General features: G+C 53.9%; 22 protein-coding genes and 6 tRNA genes. 3 read left to right on the top strand and 25 right to left on the bottom strand.

The genetic code is table 11. From position 1 onward, the window contains the following. Nucleotides 1–33: 33 nt before the first annotated feature. Entirely contained in the window at nt 34–591 is a 558-nt protein-coding gene (locus BHK98_RS00705; protein WP_075711767.1) for a YbaK/EbsC family protein, read from the bottom strand. A gap of 215 nt (nt 592–806) precedes the next feature. Between BHK98_RS00705 and BHK98_RS00700 the strand changes: the two genes are divergently transcribed. Continuing rightward, entirely contained in the window at nt 807–1,001 is a 195-nt protein-coding gene (locus BHK98_RS00700) for a (2Fe-2S)-binding protein (protein ID WP_075711766.1), read from the top strand. 185 nt (nt 1,002–1,186) lie between these two features. On the opposite strand, the gene BHK98_RS00695 is transcribed toward BHK98_RS00700, so the two are convergent. From BHK98_RS00695 to BHK98_RS00670, 6 genes are all read right to left on the bottom strand, one after another. Continuing rightward, nucleotides 1,187–1,261 (bottom strand) — tRNA-Cys (locus tag BHK98_RS00695). 45 nt (nt 1,262–1,306) lie between these two features. Continuing rightward, nucleotides 1,307–1,381 (bottom strand) — tRNA-Gln (locus BHK98_RS00690). A gap of 4 nt (nt 1,382–1,385) precedes the next feature. Next, nucleotides 1,386–1,461: transfer RNA gene (locus tag BHK98_RS00685), tRNA-His, on the bottom strand. 416 nt (nt 1,462–1,877) lie between these two features. Then, nucleotides 1,878–1,954, bottom strand: a tRNA-Asp gene (locus BHK98_RS00680). A 5-nt stretch (nt 1,955–1,959) separates the two neighbouring features. Next, nucleotides 1,960–2,035 (bottom strand) — tRNA-Val (locus BHK98_RS00675). 5 nt (nt 2,036–2,040) lie between these two features. Further along, nucleotides 2,041–2,117, bottom strand: a tRNA-Met gene (locus BHK98_RS00670). 438 nt (nt 2,118–2,555) lie between these two features. Between BHK98_RS00670 and lgt the strand changes: the two genes are divergently transcribed. After that, a complete protein-coding gene (gene lgt, locus BHK98_RS00665) occupies nt 2,556–3,314 on the top strand; it encodes a prolipoprotein diacylglyceryl transferase (protein WP_075711765.1) in 759 nt (252 codons plus the stop codon). Next, on the top strand, nt 3,311–4,408 hold the full coding sequence (gene ychF / locus BHK98_RS00660; protein ID WP_075711764.1) for a redox-regulated ATPase YchF: 1,098 nt from the start codon (nt 3,311–3,313) through the stop codon (nt 4,406–4,408). Before lgt ends, ychF begins: the two co-directional genes overlap by 4 nt. Nucleotides 4,409–4,527: 119 nt before the next feature. On the opposite strand, the gene BHK98_RS00655 is transcribed toward ychF, so the two are convergent. From BHK98_RS00655 to BHK98_RS00570, 18 genes are all read right to left on the bottom strand, one after another. After that, complete coding sequence (locus tag BHK98_RS00655) at nt 4,528–5,367, bottom strand: DUF5688 family protein (protein WP_143404504.1); 840 nt, start codon at nt 5,365–5,367, stop codon at nt 4,528–4,530. Between the two features lie 155 nt (nt 5,368–5,522). After that, nucleotides 5,523–5,930, bottom strand: coding sequence for a hypothetical protein (locus BHK98_RS00650; protein ID WP_075711762.1), 408 nt, complete (start codon nt 5,928–5,930; stop codon nt 5,523–5,525). A gap of 260 nt (nt 5,931–6,190) precedes the next feature. After that, nucleotides 6,191–7,861, bottom strand: coding sequence for an MBL fold metallo-hydrolase RNA specificity domain-containing protein (locus BHK98_RS00645; protein ID WP_075711761.1), 1,671 nt, complete (start codon nt 7,859–7,861; stop codon nt 6,191–6,193). A 46-nt stretch (nt 7,862–7,907) separates the two neighbouring features. Continuing rightward, a complete protein-coding gene (locus tag BHK98_RS00640) occupies nt 7,908–8,471 on the bottom strand; it encodes a glycerol-3-phosphate responsive antiterminator (protein WP_075711760.1) in 564 nt (187 codons plus the stop codon). A 39-nt stretch (nt 8,472–8,510) separates the two neighbouring features. Continuing rightward, complete coding sequence (locus BHK98_RS00635; protein WP_075711759.1) at nt 8,511–9,320, bottom strand: PHP domain-containing protein; 810 nt, start codon at nt 9,318–9,320, stop codon at nt 8,511–8,513. 104 nt (nt 9,321–9,424) lie between these two features. Beyond that, nucleotides 9,425–9,967 carry a DJ-1 family glyoxalase III gene (locus BHK98_RS00630; RefSeq protein ID WP_075711758.1) on the bottom strand — a complete coding sequence of 181 codons (543 nt, stop codon included), beginning with the start codon at nt 9,965–9,967 and terminating at the stop codon, nt 9,425–9,427. Nucleotides 9,968–10,022: 55 nt separating this feature from the next. Further along, a complete protein-coding gene (gene pduL / locus BHK98_RS00625; RefSeq protein WP_075714862.1) occupies nt 10,023–10,604 on the bottom strand; it encodes a phosphate propanoyltransferase in 582 nt (193 codons plus the stop codon). A gap of 158 nt (nt 10,605–10,762) precedes the next feature. Next, entirely contained in the window at nt 10,763–11,299 is a 537-nt protein-coding gene (hpt, locus tag BHK98_RS00620) for a hypoxanthine phosphoribosyltransferase (protein ID WP_075711757.1), read from the bottom strand. A gap of 8 nt (nt 11,300–11,307) precedes the next feature. Then, on the bottom strand, nt 11,308–11,658 hold the full coding sequence (locus tag BHK98_RS00615) for a YkvA family protein (protein WP_075711756.1): 351 nt from the start codon (nt 11,656–11,658) through the stop codon (nt 11,308–11,310). Continuing rightward, nucleotides 11,659–12,249: a ribosome biogenesis GTP-binding protein YihA/YsxC gene (yihA, locus tag BHK98_RS00610; RefSeq protein WP_075711755.1), complete on the bottom strand. Its 591-nt coding sequence runs from the start codon at nt 12,247–12,249 to the stop codon at nt 11,659–11,661. An 8-nt stretch (nt 12,250–12,257) separates the two neighbouring features. Further along, complete coding sequence (gene lon / locus BHK98_RS00605; protein ID WP_245796794.1) at nt 12,258–14,660, bottom strand: endopeptidase La; 2,403 nt, start codon at nt 14,658–14,660, stop codon at nt 12,258–12,260. A 45-nt stretch (nt 14,661–14,705) separates the two neighbouring features. Beyond that, the gene (clpX, locus tag BHK98_RS00600) at nt 14,706–16,001 is read right to left on the bottom strand and encodes an ATP-dependent Clp protease ATP-binding subunit ClpX (RefSeq protein WP_075711754.1); all 1,296 of its coding nucleotides are present in this window, start codon (nt 15,999–16,001) and stop codon (nt 14,706–14,708) included. 10 nt (nt 16,002–16,011) lie between these two features. Continuing rightward, nucleotides 16,012–16,593: an ATP-dependent Clp endopeptidase proteolytic subunit ClpP gene (gene clpP / locus BHK98_RS00595; RefSeq protein ID WP_075711753.1), complete on the bottom strand. Its 582-nt coding sequence runs from the start codon at nt 16,591–16,593 to the stop codon at nt 16,012–16,014. Nucleotides 16,594–16,610: 17 nt separating this feature from the next. Next, the gene (gene tig, locus BHK98_RS00590; RefSeq protein WP_075711752.1) at nt 16,611–17,978 is read right to left on the bottom strand and encodes a trigger factor; all 1,368 of its coding nucleotides are present in this window, start codon (nt 17,976–17,978) and stop codon (nt 16,611–16,613) included. A 154-nt stretch (nt 17,979–18,132) separates the two neighbouring features. Next, on the bottom strand, nt 18,133–18,756 hold the full coding sequence (locus tag BHK98_RS00585; RefSeq protein WP_075711751.1) for a CYTH domain-containing protein: 624 nt from the start codon (nt 18,754–18,756) through the stop codon (nt 18,133–18,135). Between the two features lie 25 nt (nt 18,757–18,781). Continuing rightward, nucleotides 18,782–19,276: a hypothetical protein gene (locus tag BHK98_RS00580; protein WP_075711750.1), complete on the bottom strand. Its 495-nt coding sequence runs from the start codon at nt 19,274–19,276 to the stop codon at nt 18,782–18,784. 73 nt (nt 19,277–19,349) lie between these two features. After that, nucleotides 19,350–19,982, bottom strand: coding sequence for a precorrin-8X methylmutase (locus BHK98_RS00575; RefSeq protein WP_245796792.1), 633 nt, complete (start codon nt 19,980–19,982; stop codon nt 19,350–19,352). A gap of 10 nt (nt 19,983–19,992) precedes the next feature. Beyond that, entirely contained in the window at nt 19,993–21,438 is a 1,446-nt protein-coding gene (locus tag BHK98_RS00570; protein ID WP_075711748.1) for a cobyric acid synthase, read from the bottom strand.

Genomic DNA, 21,438 nt, shown 5'->3' with positions numbered 1-21,438 from the left:
TTTTCTTTTGTTTCTGCGAAGATTCGCCCCGCCTCATTCCACGGATTGTTCTTCTATGACCGGGTTCCCCAGCTTCTCAAGTATTCTGTAGAAATCCGATCTGTGCACGGAAACCGTCGCTGTATTCCGGCACGGATGAAGGTTAATCCATTCCGCATCGTCTGCCGTCACAATCTCATTTCCCAGCACAACCGTAACCTTTTTCTCCGTATCATTAAACAGAGCATAGGGCGTCACCGATCCCGGCTTCAGCCTCAGCAGCTCCCACATTTCCTCCGGCGTGGCGAACCGGTTTTTGTGCCAGCCTGTCACCTGCTTGAAGTGTTTCTGGTTCATCCGGCGATGGTCCTCCAGAACCACCATAAAGAAATCCTCTGTCTTTTTGTCCTTGATCAAGAGATTTTTCAGATTGAGCCCCGGAAACATCAGTTCCTCCGCCCCCTCCTGATCCGCCGAGAACAACGCCTCATGCTCATGCCAGTTATAATCGGTGATCTCAAGTTCCTTCAGAATTTCCAGGAACCGTTTTTCGTTGTTATCCGTATTGCACTCCACATTGCCGTTTGAGGCACTGTCCTTATTTATAAACATATCTGTTTTCCCTCCTCTGCGGCTCGATTCATACGGCCGCGTCACTATTGTATCATATTTGCACTGACCTTCCAAAGGAAATTCCCGTTTACTGTGACCATTTCGGCACCGGACCGTCTCCGCCTGCGGAATCTGCCGAAACTTTTCCTTTATACAAAAGCTCCTGTTTTGCAGACGTCAGTTATATGCTATAATGCTGACAGGAGGAATATTTTATGGACAAAAAATCAAGAGAGTACGAAGTATGTCTTTGTCACCACGTAACCCGCGGAGAGGTTGAAGACTTTATCCGGGAGCATCAGATTACGGACCTGAAGACACTGTGCGAGAGCATGGATATAGGAAACAAATGCGGCGGATGCCGCGAGGATCTGGACATGATTCTGTCCGACTGCGCAGCCGAGGCATAAGCCGGCCGAGTTGGCAGGTGTACGGATTAGTGCTCTGATTGCGGTTAAACTAGATTAACTCGAGTTAGATGATGATCAGACCTGCCACATTTATGGATTTTTTTGTGAAAAGTGGCAGAACCTGCCACTTTTTTTAATTTGTGCAAAAGAAAAACCGCCGGAACGTATTTCCGACGGTTTCTCTGTGGAGGCGACACCCAGATTTGAACTGGGGAATAAAGGTTTTGCAGACCTCTGCCTTACCACTTGGCTATGTCGCCACGATGACAGCCAAGATGCAATCACTTGCATCCTGGCTTGTGAATTGGCTAGGGTAGCAGGATTCGAACCTGCGCATGATGGAATCAGAATCCATTGCCTTACCACTTGGCGATACCCCATCAATGGGGTGGGTAGTGGGGATCGAACCCACGCATGTAGGAATCACAATCCTATGTCTTAACCACTTGACTATACCCACCATACTTGTTAATTTTGCGAACTGCGGTGTTGCTCGGCTTCGTCCTCGCTCACGTGCAGAAGCACGCCCCGCTCGCTCCTCATCCGTGCGCCTTGCATTTCACAAAATTACCTGCGTATCTGTTTGCTTTTGCGAACTGCGGTGTTGCTCGGCTTCGTCCTCGCTCACGTGCACAAGCACGCTCCGCTCGCTCCTCATCCGTGCGCCTTGCATTTCACAAAATTACCTGCGTATCTGTTTGCTTTTGCGAACTGCGGTGTTGCTCGGCTTCGTCCTCGCTCACGTGCAGAAGCACGCTCCGCTCGCTCCTCATCCGTGCGCCTTGCATTTCACAAAATTACCTGCGTATCTGATTGCTTTTGTAAATTATTCTATCATATATGCCCTGCAAATGCAAAGCATATATGATATAAAATTGGCGACCAAGACGAGGCTCGAACTCGTGACCTCCAGCGTGACAGGCTGGCATTCTAACCAACTGAACTACTTGGCCATATCTGGTGGGCGTTATAGGGCTCGAACCTATGACCCCCTGCTTGTAAGGCAGATGCTCTCCCAGCTGAGCTAAACGCCCAGATATGGTAGCGGCGAGTGGAGTCGAACCACCGACCTTCCGGGTATGAACCGGACGCTCTAGCCAACTAAGCTACACCGCCACATCGCAGTAATTTGAATCACTGTAAGAAATATACTACCAAAATTCCGCTACTGTGTCAACAGTTTTTTCGGGATTTTCGACAATACTTTTCATCGAGGCTGGACAATACAGTAAAAAACACGTTTCTGCCAACGAAAACAGAGGCAATTTGATGCGTCCTTTCATTCAGTCATTACGTCGCTGCGCTCGCCGAACTTCCCCGTTCCTCTTGAATTCCGCAGTCTGCCGCGGTATAATAAGTGCGTGCTGATTAAGCCCCCTCCGGGCTTAATTGTGCTTGCAGCGGATTTTCTGCAGCGCCGCGGCGCACCCCCCGGCTGCAGTCGCCGGCATGTACCCGTTGACTGGCATACGTCCGTCGGCTGCAATGCATCCGTCAATTGCAATGTACGCCGGCATGCATAAAAATAAATTTTCATTTTAGAGGAGGCGCATCATGACATCCCCCGGACCGGTTGCTTTTACGATTGCGGGCATCGACATCATGTGGTACGGCATATTAATCGGCACAGGATTCATCCTGGCCATTCTTTTGTGCTATAAAAGAGCGCCGCGGCACGGCATTCAGAGCGACAGCATCATTGACTTCGCTTTGTGGATGATTCCCGTCTCCATCGTCGGCGCACGGCTTTACTACGTGATTTTCCGCTGGGATCTTTACCGGGACAATCTGTCCGAGATCCTTCATGTCAGGAACGGCGGGCTGGCAATCCACGGCGGACTGATCTGCGGTCTCATCGTTGCTCTGGTTTTCTGTCACAAAAGAAACATCCCTTTTCTCGAGCTGGCTGACCTGGTTCTTCCTGCAGTGGCGCTGGCGCAATCTATAGGACGGTGGGGGAATTTTTTCAATTCTGAAGCGCACGGCGGTCCTACCGACCTGCCCTGGGCGATTATCGTGAACGGACAGGCAGTCCATCCCACCTTTCTCTACGAATCAATCTGGTGTTTTCTGCTGTTCCTGTTCCTTCTGTGGGTTGACCGGCGGCGGAAATTCCCCGGGCAGATCGCGCTGCTCTATGGAATGCTCTATTCAGTCGAGCGGTTCTGCGTGGAGCATCTGCGGACGGACAGCCTGATGATCGGCCCCTTCCGGCAGGCTCAGGTTCTGAGCGCGGTCGTTTTCATCGCCTGCCTCATCCTCTATCTCGTACTCAATTACAAAGAAATTCAGCAAAGGAGCATACAAGAATGAAATTAGGAATCGTCGGCCTGCCGAACGTAGGCAAAAGCACGCTGTTTAATGCGATAACAAAGGCCGGTGCGGAAGCGGCGAACTACCCGTTCTGCACCATTGAGCCCAATGTCGGCGTCGTCACCGTCCCGGATCAGCGAATCCGCGTCCTTTCGGATCTGAACCAGTCAAAAAAGACGATTTATACCACCATCGAATTCTGTGATATCGCGGGGCTGGTCAAGGGCGCGTCGAAGGGCGAGGGTCTCGGGAACAAATTCCTGGGACATATCCGTGAAGTCGCCGCTATCGTCCACGTCGTCCGCTGCTTTGAAAACGAAAACATCGTTCATGTGTCGGGAAAAATCGATCCGCTGAGCGACATTGAAACCATAAACACCGAGCTGATTCTGTCGGATATGGAGCTCCTGGAGCGGCGCATCGCAAAGACGGAAAAGGGATCCCGCTACGACAAAGCGCTGGCCGGAGAACTGGAAATCCTGAAGAAGGTCTACGATTTCCTCAGCAGCGGGACTTCCGCCCGTGCGATGGAGCTGGATGAAGATGAGGCAGACTTTGTCCGGACTCTGGATCTTCTGTCCTATAAGCCGATCATCTATGTCGCGAACGTTTCTGAGGAAGACGCGGCAGACGGCGGCGAAAACGAATACGTGGCCGCCGTCCGCGACTTTGCCGCAGGAGAAGGTGCCGAATCGGTCGTAATCTGTGCGGAAATCGAGCAGGAAATCTCCGAGCTGGACGACGACGAGAAAGCTCTTTTCCTGGAGGAGCTGAATATTGATGAATCCGGCCTGGACAAGCTTATCAAGGCCTCCTATCGTCTGCTGAATCTGATTTCCTTCCTGACCACCGGCTCCGACGAGACGCGGGCCTGGACCATTACCAACGGGACAAAGGCGCCGCAAGCCGCAGGAAAAATCCATACTGACTTCGAGAAGGGTTTCATCCGCGCCGAAACCATCAACTACGATACGCTGATGGCAGAATGCGACGGCAGTATGACGAAAGCCCGCGAGAAGGGCCTGCTGCGCTCAGAGGGCAAAGAATACGTCGTAAAGGACGGAGACATCATCACCTTCCTTTTCAACGTGTAATCCGCATTAAGCCGGCGTCCGGCGCACACTGCCACCGGATCGTGCGCCGCGGCGCTGCAGGCAGACTGCCGTCAGCGCCCCCATTAAGTCCGCGGGGGACTTAATGGGCAGACGCCGGTTCACAGCGCGGGCCGCATTGTTTTGTCCTCCCTGCTGTAATAATACAGTGTGTCGGACAGCATGTCCCCCGCCTCCAGTACAGTGCGGTTCGCCTCGTAAATCATCTTCCTCAGCTTATCCGCAGACGCGTCCTCTACCGGCAATGTGATAATCTCATGGACAGACGACGGAATCACATACAGATCCGATTCCATCATCTCCGAAAGATTCGCCAGCGACTCCCGGTAAAGCATGGCGGCTGCTCCGATGATTCCCCGGTCATTGCTCAGCACATTGATGTTTTCGCCGATATTTTCAGTGTAGAGCGGCAGCATCCTGGGCGTGTTTTTCATCGCAAGCTCGTACAGGCGTTCTTCGCTGAGTCCCTCGCGCTCCGCCAGCGCATTTGTGATTGTGACCGCGTTAAACGTCCGGTCCGGAAGCGGAATCATATATCGATAGATAATCGACATATCGTGGCAGGGGCGGTTCGGCACGTCCGAAAGCAGCTCACGGTTTCTCTCCGTGTTGATCAGAGTCATAATGATTCCATCCTCCCGGGGCTCCGGCCGCATGCATTCTGACATGGCCCGTCCGTACCTCATGCCGCTGACATAGAATTCCGCGGCGAAGCGCAGCGTTTTTTCCAGACTACCGCAGGACTGATACCACTCATACAGCATATCGATATAGAGAGTCGGCACGGCAATCCCGTCTTCACCGCTTCCAATCAGAACAGCCTCACGCCGACCGCGCCTCGTGCGGATGAATTCCACTTTCATATCCCATCCGGCATACTCCTCCGGCAGATACCCGCGAATCTTTTTTACGATTTCATCCCTGAATTTCTGATAGTCCATAGCATTTTCCCGCAACAGAAAAAGGACCATCCTGAGACAGTCCTTTTCCACGCAGGAGTTTCCTCCTTTCGTTATCAATTCCATTTATCTACAGTATCATCATAGCACGATTTTCTTTCTCTTACAATACTTTTTTTATCAGATATGTAATAAAATTACATCATCGACAGATTCCTGGCAACATGGAACAGAAACCGCTGCTTCCATATCTTCCAGATTTTCGTCTGGTACCCGGCCGGCTGTTTTCTATACACGATGTTCGCATACACAAAGTCACGATAATTCTCCGGTACTGTATCCAGCGCCCTGCGGATGGCCTCCACCCGCTTCTCCAGCGTAATCTTCTCCACTGCCTTCTTCTCCGTCGGCCGGATTGCGGCATAATCCCGCCGACCTTCCCGGACAATACTGGCGCTGCAGCCGTCTCCGGTAATTTCCCGATCCAGTTCTCTGACCCGCTTCTCCATCCTCGCCAGGCCGCGAACTGCCCACAGGCTCTGATAATACACCGCATCCGGCATTACATATTCCGCGAATCTACGCTGCTGCCATTCTCTCGCCATAATACTTCCTCCTTTTATTAATATTATGTACACGAAACCTCCCGTCGGAAGCTTCAATGGCGGCGCCGCACTCTTTGTGGAAACTACTATGCCACGATGTATTGCCAAAGTCAATCATTTTCTCAGGGCATTGTCGGTATTTCTCCCGCAGCTGTCGCATTTCAGGAAGTTACGGCCGGGGCTCGCCGACATTTCCGGCTGCGCCCGTGATCGCGGCTCATCAACATTTCAGCCGAGGCTCGCGGCATTTCCGGCCGCGTCTACGGCCGGGGCGCCTCATCCCGCTGATTAACGGCGGTGCCCAGATTGATCGTCGCCTTCTCCAGCTCCTGAACCACATTGTTGATCCGAACCAGCTTTTCCTCCGACATGGACTGGCTCATCGCCAGGCTGGTGTTGTAGAGAATGCCTTCCAGCTCCGTTTCGATTTCCGAAATCTTGCTGCGGACCTTCTGCACGTCCTCGTCCCCGGCGGCGGTCTGCACCGCTTCCGTCATATTCAGCACGCGAACGTCATTCATATCCAGCTCGAACTCAGAATTCCCCAGAACCGGAATGGAATCATACCCCAGCTTGTCGTGAATCAGCTTCGCGAAATCCTTTTTAGACTGCTCTTCGCCGTGAACCAGGAAGATCTGCCGGGGCGGCTGCTGAAATCCGCTGATCCACTCCAGCAGGCCGTTCTGATCCGCATGACCGGAAAAGCCCTCCAGATTATAGATCTCCGCATTGACATGGACCTCCTCCCCGAAGAGCGTGATATCCTTTTTTCCTTCTATCAGAGAGCGGCCCAGCGTTCCCTCGCCCTGGTATCCCACGAAGATCACGCTGTTCCTGGCGTCCCACAGATTATGCTTGAGATGGTGCCGGATCCGCCCCGCCTCGCACATTCCGCTGGCGGATATAATCACCTTGGGCGTGTGATCCGTATTCAGCGCCCGGGATTCCTCCGTACTTCTGGTAAAACGGAGATTCTTGAAATCCAGGGGATTATCGCCCTTCATAATATAGGCCTTTGTCTCCTCGTCAAACACCTGTGCATTGTTGCGGAAAACCTCCGTAGCCGTGGTTGCCATCGGACTGTCCACGATCACATCGACTTTATCCAGTTCCTGACGGTAATCCGGGCTGGACTTCTCATAGAACCTGTTAAGCTCATAAATCAGCTCCTGAGTCCGACCGACCGCAAAAGACGGAATCACTACGGTTCCGCCCCGCCGGGTCGTCTTCAGAATGATATCGATCAGCTGCTTGACACTCATGGAATTCTGCGCGTGGTTCCGGTTTCCGTACGTCGTCTCCATGATCACACAGTCCGCTTTTTTAATCGTGACAGGATCCCGCAGAATCGGACGATTCTTCATTCCCAGGTCTCCGGAGAACACGATTTTGCTTTCCCGCTCCCCTTCAGTGACCCATATCTCCGTAATCGCAGAGCCCAGGATATGACCGGCGTCATTGAACACAATTTTCATATCGTCGTTGAGACGGATCTGCTGATCGTACAAAATCGGTTCCACATATTTCAGCGCCTCCTGCGCGTCTTCTGTGGTGTACAAAGGATCGACCGGCGGTTTTCCGGCTCTCAGATTTCTCTTACTCTGCCACTGCGCGTCCATTTCGTGAATGTGAGCGCTGTCCAGCAGCATGACCTCCAGCAGATCGGCCGTCGCGTCTGTGCAATAGATCCTGCCCCGGAATCCTCTTTTTACCAGCAGAGGAATCCGCCCGCAGTGATCGATATGCGCATGGCTCAGTATCATGCATTCGACCTCGGACGGCTCGAACGGGAACGGATCTGCGTTCAGGGCCTCCTGTGCCTTGCCTCCCTGAAACTGTCCGCAATCGAGCAGTACATTATGGTTCTCCGTCTTCAGAAGATGACAGGAACCTGTCACTCCCGTAGTCGCTCCGCAGAACATGATTTTCATAGTAGTCACCTCCAGGTTTGTTTCAATCCGCTTCAGCGATCGCACTCTAATCTATATTCAGCGTCCAGAGTCCGGTCTCGCCGGTGGACACCACCGACGCACCCGCCTCCAGGGCCGCCCTGACTTCTTCTTTTGTTTCCACAAGCCCGCCTGCAATGACGGGAACCTGCACCAGCGAGGAAAACTCACTGATTTTCTTTGTTACAATAGCCGGCATAATCTCAACGATGTCCGGCCTGGAGATTTTGATGGAATCCAGCGACGTTCCGACAGAATGGGAATCGATCATAAAAAAACGCTGGACGGTGATCATTCCCAGATCCTTTGCGATCTTCACCAGGTTGGTGCGGGTCGTGCAGATCCCGTCCACCCCCTGCTTTTTCAGATATTCCAGTCCCGCGCGGTCCTTTCCGATGCCCTCCGCGAAGTCCACATGCACGAAGGCCTTCTTGCCCGCGCTGTGGATCTCCCGGATGCTTGGCGTCAGCGTCATGATATTCGAGTGAAGCAGGAAAATCATGTCCACCTCCGACCGGAGCGCAGCACTGAAATCCTTTTCCGTCCGTATCGCCGCCGCGATTTTGTGCCTGATGAAATTTACCTCTGCCATGTCTCATCATCTCCTTTTGGTTTCTGGCATTTCATACAATTACTGATGTGGTTCAAATTCCGGACCGTGATAATCCGATCCCTCAGTGACGTGCAGCTTATACTTCTCCGCCAACTTCACCAGAGCGATTCCCTCCTCGTGTGTCGCGGACGGATGGAAGCATTCCAGGCCCTTGAGACCTGCCTTCTTCAGCTGCTTCACAATTTCCTCCAGGCGGCGGCAGAACTCTTCCGAGCCCTTTTCGCCGATGCCCTTTATTTTCATCGGATGCGCCAGGGAAGCGATGCCTCCCGCTCCGTTAATCAGCCCGATCGCCCTTTCTGCTGTGATTCGTTCCCTTCTGACCGCCTTCGCCTCCGGCGATTCCAGGAATTTTCCCGGCGCGAACGCCTCCTCCGGCGACTTCACATAACCCTTCTTCTGCAGAGCCAGCGCGAAATTCGGCTTCCCCACGTAAACCTGATCCGGGCGCTGCTTCAGGTCCTCCTCCGTCAGCTCGTATCCCATGGAGCGGAGTACCTCCAGAAGCTTTCTGTTCCGCTCCGCCCGGGTCCTTCGCAGTTCCGCGAGGGTCTCGTTCAGCTCCGGATTCTCGATATCAATGTAATAACCCAGAATATGGAGCTCCGGTCCGTCCGGCAACTCCGTCCCGAGCTCAATTCCGGAGATGACACTGATTCCCAGTGCTTCACCGGCAATCTGCGCTGTCTTTACGCCATCGACGCCGTCGTGATCGGTCAGCGCGATCAGCCCGTACTCCTCCTGATAATATTTTCTCACCAGCTCTACCGGCGTCATTGTCCCGTCAGAGCAGGTTGAATGGATATGAAGATCCATTTTCAGTCCCATTTTCGCTCTCCTATTTATAATGCGTGCTCAGCCCTCGGATGTGCATGAAAAAGCAGTCGCACAAAGTGCATGTCCGGCGGCCTGCCGCAGGGTCTTCAGCTCTCTTATCTGTACAAAAGGCCTTCGCGGACCTCCTCCGCGACTGTTCTGTTCTTCAGAAACGCGATCAGCGCCAGGCCGAAATCCATCGCGGTTCCCGGTCCCTGCGACGTGATCACAAAATCATCGGTCACAACCTTCTCGTTCACCGGCTCCGCACCGCGGAGCTCAGCCTCCATCCCCCGGTATATCGTGGCTCTTTTCCCCTTCAGAATGCCGAGCTGTCCCAGAACCATCGGCGCGGCGCAGATGGCCGCCACCGGTCTTCTGTTCCCGGCGCGTTCAAGCAGGGCGTCGGTCAGCGGACGGCAGGCCGCAAGGTTCACGGTTCCCGGCATTCCGCCGGGGAGCACCACCATTTCGGCCGTCGAAAGCTCTGCCTCCGACAGCTCCAGATCCGCCAGGACACTGATTCCGTGAGCGCCGGCTACTTCTTTGTTTCCGGAAACCGATACAGTGCGGACATCAATTTCCGCTCTTCTGAGAAGATCCGCCACGGTGACCGCCTCAACCTCCTCAAAGCCTTCCGCAAGCATTAAATAAACCATGGTTCCTCCTACAACAACGGGATAGGCAAAGAATGCCTATCCCCGTCGTTTTTTCTCACTCGTCCAGAAGAATTTCTCCTTCAATGCCGCCGCCCATTGCCGCGGCGTTTGCTTCATCTGTATCCACATGGACCTCTGCGGTATAGTAATCTTTGACTCTTGCAACGACATCATCGTAGATGGTGGTTCTGTCCGGAGTCTCGATTTTCAGTTTCAGAATCTGTCCGTCCTTGATTCCGAGGGGCTCGGCCTGACTCGGATGGAAGTGTGCGTGTCTCTTGGCGACGATCACGCCGTATTCCAGATCGACCTCTCCCTTCGGTCCGATAATCTTGCATCCCGGCGTTCCCTGAACGTCTCCGGATTCCCGGATGGGAGCGTCGATTCCGATCTGCCTGCAGTCCGTCAGCGCAAGCTCAAGCTGTGTATCCTTACGGCATGGCCCGAGAACTCGGATTCCCTTGAAAGTGGTCTTGGGGCCGACGATGTCAACCTTTTCCTCGGAAGCAAACTGACCCGGCTGAATCAGTTCCTTCTTGAGCGTCAGCTCGTAGCCTTTGCCGAATAATGTTTCCAGATCTTCCTGGTCCAGGTGGATGTGCTTGTTTGAAGCATTCACCTTGATTTTGTAACCCATTGTCATTACCTCTCTCTCTTTTCATTGGATAAAATTATATATTGGAGTGCGCCGGTCCGTATTATTCCGTTCCCGCGGATATGCGGGCGCGCGGCGCAGACACTTTCGGATTATTCGCGGACGTCCTCGCGGCCGGGCCGGTTCCGTACTCTGCGGAATCAGATGCCTGTCGATTCCAGATAACTGATATACGGCAGGTTTCTGTATTTCTGGTCGTAGTCCAGTCCGTAACCGATGATGAACAGGTCCTCAACCTCGAAGCCGATATAGTCGGCAGCCAGGTCATTCTTGCGGCGGGACGGCTTGTCCAGCATGGTGCAGATCCGGACAGACCGGGGATTCCGGTCGGAAAGGTACTCCTTCAGATACTTCAGGGTCGTCCCGGTGTCCACGATGTCCTCGATGATCAGAACATTCTTGTCATAGATGTTCATGTCGATATCCTTTGTAATCTTGACGATTCCGGAGCTCGTGGTGCTGGAGCCGTAACTGGACGCCGACACAAAATCGATTTTCACGTCGCACGTCACATATTTCATCAGTTCACTCATCCACATGACCGCACCCTTCAGCGTGCCGAGCATGATCAGCTCCTGCCCGTCGTAGTCCCTGGAGATCTGTTTTCCCAGTTCCTTCGCACGCTTCTGAATGTCTTTTTCTGTATACAAAATATTTCCGACGATTTCCTTCGCCATACTCTCTCCTACTTCCCGGGATCCGTCTCCGGCCCCGTTTCATCTTCCCTGCTGTCATCGTCCACTACACTAAATTCTACACCATCCACTATATTCTTGTCACGGAATTTTTTTGACAGATCCCCGTTTTTATCTCCCTTCCAGTAGATGTCCAGCTCATCCTTCAGATTCCAGATGATGAAGATCCACAGAATGATATCGTCAAGGGGGAATACCGGGATCAGATCGATGGGCGCCAGAACATAGATGATTCCGAAAATCACCAGCAGCTTTTTCCTTTTTTTGACTGTCTTATCCCTGAGAAAATAGGGAATGACCCTGAGCCTGTTCAGCAGGATCCGCAATCCAAGGTAATTCATTTATTCCTCCAGAACCTTTTCGATCACGTCCAGAAGCTGCTCTGTGCCGGTTCGTTTCAGCGCAGACACCGGAAGGAGAATATCCTCCGGCCCGAGCTTCAGCTCTTTCCGGATCACGGCGAGGTTCTTCGCCTGTTCGTTCCGGCTGACCTTATCGGCCTTAGTCGCCACGACGACGCCGTCCAGCCCGTAATGGCGGAGGTACTCGTACATCTGCAGATCCTGACGGGTGGGCGCGTGCCGGATGTCCACAAGCTGTATCACGCGCCGCAGTCCCTCCCGGGTGCCGAGATACCGTTCCATCATCTGTCCCCAGTCCTCAGACACGGACTTCGACACCTTCGCATATCCGTATCCCGGAAGATCCACGATGCGGAACCGGTCGTTAATCCGATAGAAATTGATGGTCCTCGTCTTTCCCGGCGCACCCGAAACCCTTGCCAGATTTTTTCGGCCGGTCAGCAGATTCAGAAGTGACGACTTCCCCACATTGGAGCGGCCGGCGAAAGCGATTTCTGCCGGTCCGTCCGGCGGGTACTGAGCCGGACGCACCGCGATGGCCTCCAGCTCTGATTTGTTGATTTTAAGCATTTTCCGTTCTATTTAACAAGGGCGTTCTCCAGCGCCTCTTTCACATCTTCAATCAGTACAAAGTCCAGGTCGCGTCTTACGCTCTGCGGAATTTCGTCGATATCTCTGGCGTTTTCCTTCGGCAGCAGAATCTTCCGGATTCCCGCCCGGTGCGCCGCCAGGACCTTCTCCCGAATACCGCCTACCGGCAAAACCTTTCCTCTCAGCGTGATCTCTCCGGTCATGGCGATTTCACGGTCCACGGGAGTCTTTGTCAGCGCGGAAACCACACTGGTGCACATGGTGACGCCCGCCGACGGACCGTCCTTGGGAACGGCGCCCTCCGGTACATGGATGTGCATATCATACTTTTTGTAGAAATCCTCCTCGATGCCGTATCGGCTCGCGATACTGCGCACATAGCTGACGCCGATCTTCGCCGATTCCTGCATCACATCGCCAAGCTGTCCCGTCAGGTTCAGCTTGCCGGACCCCGGCACCACCGATGTCTCGATTTTCAGCGTGTCGCCGCCGACGCGGGTCCAGGCCATTCCGGTGGTTACGCCGATGGGATTCTCCCCTTCCAGTACGTCATAATGGAAGATATGTTTCCCCATATAGCGCTCCAGATTCCGCGGAGTCACATTGTAGGTTCTGCCCTTTTCGGTCATCACTCTTCTGGCCACCTTTCGGCAGACGCTTCCGATATTCCGTTCCAGACTCCGGACGCCGGACTCTCTCGTATAGTAGTTCACGAGATCGTGAAGAGCGTTCTCAGAGATCCTGATGTTTTCCTTTTTCAGGCCGTTGGCCTTGATTTCCTTCGGAATGAGGTATTTCTGAGCGATTTTCACCTTTTCCTGTTCCGTGTATCCGGGGACCTCGATCACTTCCATTCTGTCCAGCAGCGGCTCGGGTATCGTATCCACAGAATTGGCGGTGGTGATGAACATGACCTTGCTCAGATCAAACGGGATCTCCAGGAAATGGTCGGTAAACGTGTTGTTCTGCTCAGGATCCAGAACCTCCAGCAGCGCCGAGGCCGGATCGCCCCGGAAGTCCGCGCCGATTTTGTCCACCTCGTCAAACAGGAACAGCGGATTGTTCGTTCCGGCGTCCTTGATACCGTTGATTACCCGGCCCGGAATCGCGCCGATGTAGGTTCTTCTGTGTCCTCGGATCTCCGCCTCATCCCGGACGCCGCCCAGCGACATGCGGATGAACTCTCTCCCCGTCGCTCTCGCGATGGATCTGGCGATGGACGTCTTTCCGACTCCCGGCGGTCCTACAAGGCACAGAATCGGGCCCCGTATGGCTTTGGAAAGATGCACCACCGCGAGGTACTCCAGGATGCGTTCCTTGACCTTTTTCATGCCGTAGTGATCCTCCTCCAGGATCTTTTCCGCCTTCTTCAGATTGGAATTCACCCGGGAGGATTTGTTCCAGGGCAGGTCGAGAATGGTTTCCACATAATTGCGGATCACCGAACTCTCCGCCGAAGACGGCATCATCTTGGAGAATTTGCTGATTTCCTTGCGGACCTTCTCATCCACCTTCTCATCCAGCTTCAGCGCGTCCAGTTTCTCCAGCCATTCCGCGGACTCCGCTCCGGCGTCCTCCTCGACGCCCAGCTCTGTCTGGATCGCCTTCAGCTTCTCCCGGAGAAAGTACTCCCTCTGTCCGTTGTCGATATTCTCCTTGACCTTCTGCGAAAGCTCCTTCTCAATCACAGCGATCTCGTTTTCCTCTCCGATTAACTCTGTCAGTTCTTTCAGTCTTTCAGAGAAGTTCAGCGTGCCCAGAATTTTCTGTTTTCTCGCGCAGCTGACAAAGAGCTCATTGGCGATCTTGTCGATCATGGGCCCGGGCTCTGTGACCGCCAGTGTCTTATCGACCACCTCGTCTGTAATCTGCGAGGTCAGAGCGGCGTATTCCACAAATTCCTCCCGGATGATGCGCATCGCGGCCTTATCCTCCAGCGAAAGTTCATCCTCCCGGATATCTTCTTCAATGCGGTTGACTGTCGCGGAAATATATGTCTCCTCTGTTATCACCTGATCGATGCTGCCGCGGCAGAGTCCCTCCACCAGCACGCGGACGGCGTCTCCCTGGATTTTCAGCATCTGCTTGACCCGCACCACGGTGCCGATCTCATACATGTCCTCGACCTTCGGGATCAGGATGTTCTCATCCTTCTGCGTCGCCACAAACATCAGCTTGTCCGAGGCCATGGCGCTTTCCAGTGCGCGGATGGATTTCTCGCGGCCGATATCAAAATGCACGACGGTGTGCGGGAAGATGGAAACTCCCCGCAGCGGAATACAGGGCAGCACCTCCCGGATTGCTTCCTCCCGGATCGTTTCCTCCCCGGCCGCCGGCACAATCCCTTCCAGGGTTTCCATCTGTTCAGTGTTTTTATATTCTTCGTTCATCTAACCCCTCCATTATGCAAAAGGCGACATTCCGTCGCCCTGTTGTTAAGATGCATCTGCTTTAGGATCCTTCTTACTGCTTTCACTTTTCAATACCAGATTCGGCGCTTTATGCTCCGCGATAGTTTCTCTGGTGATAATGCACTTCTCGATATCGTCTCTGGACGGAATCTCGTACATGATGTCCATCATGGCCTTCTCAAAGATACTGCGAAGCCCTCTTGCTCCCGTCTTTCTGGCGATTGCTCTGCGGGCGATCTCCTGTACCGCGCCGTCCTCGATCTCCAGCTCCACGCCGTCGATCTCGAACAGCTTCTGATACTGGCGGATCAGCGCATTTTTCGGCTCTTTCATGATGCGGATCAGCGACTCTTCCGTGAGCTCCTCCAGCGTGACGATTACCGGCAGTCTCCCGATAAATTCCGGAATCAGACCGAATTTCAGAAGATCCTCCGGCTCCACCTTAGACAGCAGATCCCTCTCCTCGACCTTGGTCAGCTCCACATCCGAGTTGAAGCCGATGACCTTGTTTCCGATTCTTCTCTGGATAATTTTGTCCAGCCCGTCGAAGGCTCCTCCGCAGATAAACAGGATATTGGTGGTATCAATCTGAATGAATTCCTGATGGGGATGCTTCCGTCCGCCCTGCGGCGGCACATTGGCAACCGTTCCCTCCAGAATCTTCAGCAGCGCCTGCTGAACGCCCTCGCCGCTGACATCCCGTGTAATCGACGGATTCTCGCTTTTACGGGAAATTTTGTCGATCTCATCCACGTAGATGATCCCTCTCTGCGCCTTTTCCACGTCATAGTCCGCCGCCTGCAGCAGCCGGAGCAGAATGTTCTCCACGTCCTCGCCGACATATCCCGCCTCGGTCAGAGCCGTTGCGTCCGCAATTGCGAACGGTACGTTCAGGATTTTCGCCAGCGTCTGTGCCAGCAGTGTCTTTCCCGAGCCGGTCGGCCCGATCATCACGATGTTGCTCTTCTGCAACTCCACGCTGTCGTTCTCCGCTCTGGAAAGGCCTTCAATCCTCTTATAATGATTGTAGACGGCCACGGCGAGCGCTTTCTTGGCCTCGTCCTGTCCGATGACATAATCTGACAGGGTCTGCCAGATCTCCTTCGGCTTTTTCAGCTTTCCGGATTCACGATCCGCCGGTGCGCCTTCATCCTCCCGGGCTTCCAGCGCGGCCTCCCGTATGATGTCCGTACACATTTCAACGCACTCGTCGCAGATGTATACGCCGGGTCCCGCGATCAGCCGTCTTACCTGACTCTGAGGCTTTCCGCAGAAGGAGCATCTCAGTTCATTTGTCAAATCGTTAAATTTATCAGCCATTTTCCCCTCGTTATCTGGAAGCGATGACTTTGTCGATCAGCCCGTATTCACAGGCCTCCTGTGCTTCCATAATGTGATCTCTGTCCGTATCCTTCACAATCTGTTCCAGCGACTGTCCTGTATTCTCGCTGAGAATGCGGTTCAGCTTCGCCTTGGTGTTCATAATCCACTGTGCGTGGATCTCGATATCCGAGGCCTGACCGTTCACGCCTCCCAGCGGCTGGTGAATCAGCACCTCTGCGTTCGGAAGCGCATAACGCTTTCCCTTCGCGCCCGAGGACAGCAGAAACGCTCCCATGCTCGCCGCCATCCCGACACAGATGGTGGAGACGTCCGGCTTGATATAGTTCATCGTATCATAAATTGCCATCCCGGCAGTGACAGAACCGCCCGGACTGTTGATATAGATACTGATGTCCTTTTCCGGGTCTTCAGCCTCAAGGAACAGAAGCTGCGCCGTGACCACGCCGGCCACCGCATCGTTGATCTCCTCCCCGAGGAAGATGATCCTGTCCTTCAGAAGGCGGGAGAAAATATCATAACTTCTCTCCCCCATACCGGTCTGCTCGATTACATAAGGTACTAATGCCATTTGTTCTTATCCCTCGCTTATTTCTCTTCCTCCGCCGCAGCGTCTTCCGCGGTTTCCGAAGCGTCTTTATTCTCTTCGGTCACTTCCGGTTCCGGTGCATCGACCATGGTGACGCTGGCTTCGTCATACAGCATGTCGATTACCTTTTTCACCATCAGATCCTTCCTGAAATAGTCCATGCTGTCCGCCAGCGCTTCCTGAACCTTGTCCTGATCCATTCCGTACTGCTCGGCGACCAGCTTCATCTCCTCGTTCACGTCGTCGTCCGAAACCTCAAGATTCTCGGCCTCTCCGATGGAGCGCAGAACGATTCTGGTTCCCGCTCTCTTTTCCGCGTCCTCCCGGACGTCTTCCCTGAAGCCCGCCATATCCTTGCCGGTGAACTGGCAGTACTGCTCCAGAGAAAGTCCCTGGTATCTCAGCTGCTGATCCAGCTCCTGCGCCATCTGCGTAATTTCATCCTCCACCATGGATGCGGGAACCTCAATATGATTGTTTTCCCAAACCTGATTTACGACGGCGTCCTTCGCCATGTTCCGGTACTGTTCTTCTCTGGCTTTCTCCAGATCTTCCTTTGTCTTCGCCTTCAGTTCCTCGAGAGTGTCGAACTCACTTACATCCTTGGCAAACTCGTCGTCCAGCTCCGGCACCTGCTCCTCTTTAATCTCGTGAAGCTTGCAGTGGAACACCGCATCCTTTCCGGCCAGTGATTTCTCGCCGTACTCCTCCGGGAAAGTGACGTTCACGTCCTTATCCTCACCGGTAACCGCACCGATCAGCTGCTCCTCGAATCCGGGGATGAAGGTTCCGGATCCCAGCTTCAGCTCCTGCCGTTCCGCTGTTCCGCCGGCAAACTGCTCGTCACCGACAAATCCCGCGTAATCCAGCAGAACCGTGTCGCCGTCCTTCGCCGGTCTGTCAACGACAACCATGCGGGCGTTTCTCTTCTGAAGCTTCTCGAGCTCTTTCTCCACATCCTCATCGGAAGCGTCGCTCTTCAGCTGCTCAACCTCAACGCCTTTATAATCCTTCACTTCGACCACAGGGAACAGCTTGACGTCAATCGTCATGGTCACGGGCTTTCCTTTTCCGATTTCGCTGAAATCCACCTGGGGACGGTCAATGACCTCCAGCTCTAATTCTTCTATTGCCCCGGGATAGTGATCGCCAAACATGTTATTGATGGCATCCTCGAAAAAAATTCCTTCGCCGTAATGCCTCTCGATGATGCTTCTTGGCGCCTTGCCCTTTCTGAAGCCGTTAATCTGAAACTGACCGCGGTTTTTCCGGTAGACCTTGTTGACTTCTTCTTCAAATTCCTCCGCAGTGAAATCCATCGTCAGCTTCGCTTCATTGTTTTCCTTCGAGACAAGTGTCGTTTTCATCCTCGTATATCCTCCTAATTTAAAAGCTTGTCGTATTTATTTGGCGGCACAAAAAAACCGCACATGAATTCTAATATTATACACTCAAATGCGGCTGAAGTAAACATCTTAACCCATTATTTTTGTTGAAACGGTCAAGATTTATCGACTTTCTTCACCGGATCAGCCGGAAACCCTTCTCCAGCTTGCTCTTATCCTCCGGTTCCAGGTCGTATTCGGCCGATAACCGGTCTCCGATGGCCATAATCTCCTTCTCGGAGCCCGTCAGCAGCTCAATTTCCAGTTCACGGACCGGAATTTCCCGGCTTCCGCCCCGGATTGTGCCCTGATCTGCGGAAAGCACGCAGATGGATTTCCCCGTGTCCAGCCGGATCTGCCTGCGGACAAAACTCATCTCCACTCGCGGCACCAGCTTCCGTCCTTTCAGAATCCGGCAGATTTCATCGTAAATCTCGCCGCACGGCTGAAAGATATCCGCCTTCGGCACAGCCGGTACGTCTTCCTCGTTCAGCGGAATGTTCACCTCCTGCCGGCGGTGCATCCCGTTCTCACTGGTGCCGTCCCATTTCAGTGTTCCTACATAATAGTCGTTTTCCCTTCGGATCCGAAGCGCGATGCAATGCTCTGCAAGCGCATCATCCTCAGTGTCGTAATAAACGGCGTGCATCCGGATCATTTCCTCGTCCTTGTCATCCCGGATGCTCTGAATGAAGTCGTCGTTAAAAATCCGATCGATCTCTGTCTTCTCTCCGATCAAATATTTCAGTTCGATTTCCATGTTAAATTCTCTCTCCCGTATTCCCTCAGCCTTCTCCGTGGTGCTGACGCCGTGTGTTCTGCCGCGACAGCAGCTCCACAAGCTGCAGATTCATCCTCTTCTGATGGTCTCCCAGTTCCTCTTTGCTGTCCATATCCGCCACCTGTAATGCGATAATGCGGTTCCGGTACCCCTGTTCTGTCAGTCTCCGCATGACCGCCGTCTTCAGTTCCTGCAGTTTCTCTCCCGCGCGGATCACATAGATCCTTACGATTACATTGCGCTTCAGCCGCTTGATTTCAATCAGATGTTCGAATCCGTAGCGTGTCATGATCACATCGCGAATCTCATAGGCGATGTCCCTGGCTGTCAGACGCAGTTCCTCCTGCCGCATCAGATACCAGAAGCCGACGATAGCCGCAACGCTCAGCGCGATGGCGATATACGGTCCGAAGCTGCTTCTCGTAACGTAATACATAATGTATCCGAGCGGAAAGCAGGCCCACTTCAGAATCCGGATCACCCTGACTGCATTATTCATAAACGTCCCCCCATAATAAATGACAAGTTACCCGTACAGTGTCCATCTATTATAGCCCGAATGCTCACAGTTGTCAAAATTCTTCTTCGAAACTGTACTGAATCGCGTTGACGATGCACGCCGCGATATTGCTCCCACCCTTTCTTCCCCGGGCGACGATGCAGGGGATGCCGGACCGGATCAGCCGCTCCTTGCTGGCCTCCACGTTGACAAAGCCCACCGGAACGCCGATCACAGCCACCGGATCCAGCTGTCCGGCCTCCGCCAGATCACAGATCGCCATCAGCGCGGTGGGCGCGTTTCCGATCGCGAAGATCACCGGACGTCCCAGGCGGGCGGCCTTCTCCATGCTCACATAGGACCGCGTCAGTCCCCGGCTTTTCGCCTCCTCCGCGACGTCGCTGTCTCCGATGTAACAAAGAACCTGCCCGCCGTATTTCGCGATTCCGGCTTTGTTGATTCCCGCCTGTGCCATCTTCGTATCCGTAACAATCACCGCTCCTTCCCGGATTCCCCGGGCAATGCGCTCTTCAGCGTCTTCCGAGAAATACAGGCTGTCTGCGTAATCAAAATCCGCCGACGTGTGAATGCACCTCTTGATGATGTGTTCATATCTGGGATCCAGTTTCCGGTCTCCCAGCAGTTCTCCGATAATCCGGAAGCTTTCCGCCTCGATGTCGCCCGGTCTGATGTTTTCGATTTTCACGATTTCCTCCTTATCGTATCATATCCATGATTTTTTCCATATCCAGCGCGTTCCTCAGTCCCTCGGCCAGCAGGTCGTACTGTTTCTGCTTGTATTCCGCCAGATCAAAGGGTCTGACCTCGCCGGGCTCCAGTCCGCGTTCCCGGTACAGCGCCCGGATGACCTCTGCGGCGATCTCCTGCCGGTCGAAGATTCCGTGAATATACGTCCCGTATACATTTCCTTCGTTGATGATATTCCCCCGGCTCTCCTGAGAGCCCATATGGATTTCGTAGCCGTCGAAGGGTTTTCCTGAAAGCTCCGAGAATATCCCTGTCACCGGAGACAGGCGCCCGGACGTTTCCCGAGTCACCTTCTCCGAAGCGAAATCTGTGCTGTGCGGAAGAAGTTTCATGCCGTCCAGCGTGCCTCCGTGCTCCACCCCCAGCGGATCGGAAAGGCGCTGTCCCAGCATCTGATACCCCCCGCAGACACCGAAGACCGGTTTCCCGCGGGATGCGTACCGCAGAATTTTCGCCTCCATGCCGCACTGACGCATCCAGAGGAGATCGGCCATAGTATTCTTTGTCCCCGGAATAATCACCATATCCGGATCCCCCAGTTCTCCCGGATCCCGCACATAGCGGACGCCTACGCCGTCCATATACTCCAGCGCGTTGAAATCCGTAAAATTGGAAATACGCGGAAGCCGAACCACCGCGATATCAATCACCGCCTCCGGATCTCTGCGGGTGAATTTCTCCGAAAGGCTGTCCTCGTCATCGATGTCTACATCCAGATACGGCACCACGCCCAGCACCGGAACGTGAATGATATCCTCCAGCATGGAAAGACCCGGCTTCAGAATATCCAGATCGCCCCGGAATTTGTTGATGATCACGCCCCGGACCCTTGCCCGCTCCTCTTCATCGAACAGCAGCATGGTTCCGGCCAGCGACGCGAACACTCCGCCCCGGTCGATATCGCCCACCAGCAGCACCGGCGCATCCGCCATACGCGCCATCCCCATGTTGACAAGATCCTCCTCCCTGAGGTTGATCTCCGCGGGGCTTCCCGCCCCCTCCATGACGATGACGTCGTAGTCGGCGGCCAGTGACTCGTAGGCCTTTCGTATTTCCTCCCGGAACAAAGACTTGTGCGCGTAGAAATCCCGGGCGGACAGATTGCCGTAAACCTTTCCGTTGAGAATCACCTGGGAGCCCCGGTCGCTGGTTGGCTTCAGCAGCACCGGATTCATCCTGCAGTCCGGTTCCAGACCGCAGGCCTCCGCCTGCATGACCTGAGCCCGTCCCATCTCCAGTCCGTCCTTTGTGATACAGGAATTCAGCGCCATGTTCTGCGCCTTAAACGGAGCCGTCCGAAAGCCTTCCTGAGTCAAAATACGGCAGATTCCCGCTGTAATCAGACTCTTTCCCGCGTTCGAGCAGGTTCCCAGTACCATCATTGATTTTGCCAT

Source organism: Hornefia porci (genome assembly GCF_001940235.1).
GTDB classification, from domain to species: domain Bacteria; phylum Bacillota; class Clostridia; order Peptostreptococcales; family Anaerovoracaceae; genus Aminicella; species Aminicella porci.
Note: the sequence above shows the minus strand (reverse complement) of the source record. Positions and strands in the feature narration are given on the sequence as shown.